Raw genomic sequence first — 2,664 nt, forward strand, 5'->3', positions numbered from 1 at the left:
GGCTAATTTAGCTATAGAAGAATTGATTAATTTCAATTTAGTTAAAAACTTTTTTATTAATGAAAAAATCAACTTAATATTACGACTGAATTCTCAAGGGGAAATTTTATTTAGTCAAGGATTCGATGGAGATAAACAGGCAGAAATACTAATACTTGAAAGGTTAAAACAACATCTACCTTTAGTTCAAAATCTAGAGCAAGAAAATTATCTTCCTAAAACAGGTATTATTATTTTACCAGAAACACCTATTCTAATTGCTGCGACTTCTGTTCCGAATGAAAAAGATGGTCTGAACAACGATACTCTAATTGTTGGAAGCTACCTAGATAATAAAATGATAGCAAGGTTAGCTGAATCCACAAAATTATCCCTAACCGTCAGTCGCTTGGAAAATAATTCCCTACAAACTAATCAGCAACTGAAAACTTCAGAAATAGTTGTAGAACCTTTGAGCGCTAATAAAATAGCTGGCTACAGAATTATCAAAGATATCTATGGTCAACCCGCTCTAATTTTCCAAGTAGAACTAGATCGAATAATTCATCACCATGGTAGATCGCTTTGGGGTTACTTTATTCTTTCATGGGTAATAGTAGGTTTCGTTTTTTGTGTGGTGACAATTACAGTTATAGAAAAATTGGTAGTCTCCCGCGTTTCCAAATTCAGCAAAGTTGTCAAGAAAATAGCCTCCAGTGGCAACCTTTCAACCCGTGTATCAATGTCAGGTAATGATGAGTTGTCTAGTTTGGCAGAGACGATGAATAAAATGCTAGAAGCATTAGAAAATTCTCAATTTGACCATCAAGAGAGTGAAGAGCGCTATCGACTAATGGCAGAAAACTCCACCGATATGATTTCTCGTCATTCTTGGGATGGAGTTATTCTTCATGTGTCACCCGCTTGTCATAGTCTCGTCGGATACTATCCATCGGAACTTGTAGGTACTCATCCAGAACAATTTTTTGCACCTGAAGATACTAGACTACTTGCCAAAGCTTATTATACTATTCTCAAAAAGCCAGTAACTTATACTCTTACCTACCGTATCCTGCATCAAGATGGTAGATACATTTGGTTTGAAACTACTGCTCGGACAATTCGCGATCCTGAAACAGGGAAAGTACAAGAAATTATTGCAGTTTCTCGTGATATTTCCGAGCGCAAACAAAGAGAACAAGAATTACAAGAAAGTGAAGCTGCTATTCGGAAATTATATCAAATAACTGCTGCTCCTTATCAACATAAAAATCAAGATAATTGTCTAAGTTATTGTTTTAATTATCGCCTCCAACAATTATTAGAAATGGGGTGTGAAAAGTTTGGTCTAGAAATAGGAGTATTATCTCGAATAGAGGATAATCAATATACTATTGTTGCAGCTAAAAGTCCCGATAATTCTATTGCTAAAGGACAAAAATTTGACTTAGAAAAAACTTTTATTTTTGCAGCTATAGGAGAAGAACCAATATGTTTTGAATCTATTAAATATTCGGGTTTTTATTCCAGTATAGATATGGCTTTCCCCATCGAAGCATATATGGGAGCGCCAATTATGGTAGGAGGTTCAGTTTACGCTACTCTTAATTTCTGGAGTCCTCAACCTCTTAGCGAACCTTTTAAAGCTGTAGATCAAGAATTATTAAAACTAATGGCGCAGTGGATAGGTGGAGAATTAGAACGTCAAAAAACGGCAAATGATTTAGCAAAAGCTAGAGATGAGGCACTTGCTGCTACTAGAGCTAAAAGTGAATTTCTTGCAACTATGAGCCATGAAATTAGAACTCCAATGAATGCAGTTATTGGTATGACTGGTTTACTATTAGATACTCCTCTCGAATTAGATCAAAAAGATTTTGTTCAAACTATTCGTAGTAGTGGCGATGCTTTACTGTCATTGATTAATGATATCCTTGATTTCTCCAAAATAGAATCAGAAAAATTAGACTTAGAAGAACATCCTTTTGATTTACAAATTTGTCTGGAAGAATCTATTGATTTATTAGCAGCAAAAGCTTGCGAACAAGGATTAGAACTTGCCTATTTTATTGACCCAGAAACTCCAACTATGGCAATTGGAGATATTACTAGGGTGCGTCAAATTTTAGTTAATCTCTTGAGTAATGCTGTGAAATTTACTGCTCATGGTGAGGTATTAGTTTCTGTTAGTGGAAGAAGGCTAGAAATAGAGGAAAATTTACAAAATTTGGCAGGAGAAAATATTTCCGAATCTAATACTTGTGATATCTGGCCGACATACGAAATACAATTTTCAGTTAAGGATACTGGTATTGGCATTCCTGCTAGTCGTATGAATCGTTTATTTAAGTCTTTTAGTCAAGTTGATTCTTCTACGAGTAGAGAATATGGAGGTACAGGTTTAGGATTAGTTATTAGTAAAAGATTAGCTGAAATGATGGGTGGTCAGATGTGGGTTGAGAGTATGGGTGTATTTGGTGGAACTCCCCCAGTAGGTTATAGATTATCTACTTTAGATGAAAAGTCGGCTAATATAAATGAAAAATTTGGTTCAACTTTCTATTTTACGATAGTCAATAAATGTAGCATTCAGACTGTTAAGGATAAATTAATTGAAAGTAATTATTTAGATGGTATTCAGCATAATTTAGTAGACAAAAGAATATTAATTGTTGATGATAATAG

The 2,664-nt window shown here is 34.5% G+C and carries 1 protein-coding gene; it reads left to right on the plus strand.

Annotated features, from left to right (window positions below; all coding sequences use genetic code 11):
• Positions 1 to 22 precede the first annotated feature (22 nt).
• On the plus strand, positions 23 to 2,664 hold a 2,642-nt coding region (locus AFK68_RS02680), incomplete at its 3' end, for a PAS domain S-box protein (RefSeq protein WP_210407190.1).

The sequence above is a fragment of the Hydrocoleum sp. CS-953 genome (assembly GCF_002260545.1).
In the GTDB taxonomy this organism is placed as follows: domain Bacteria; phylum Cyanobacteriota; class Cyanobacteriia; order Cyanobacteriales; family Microcoleaceae; genus Trichodesmium.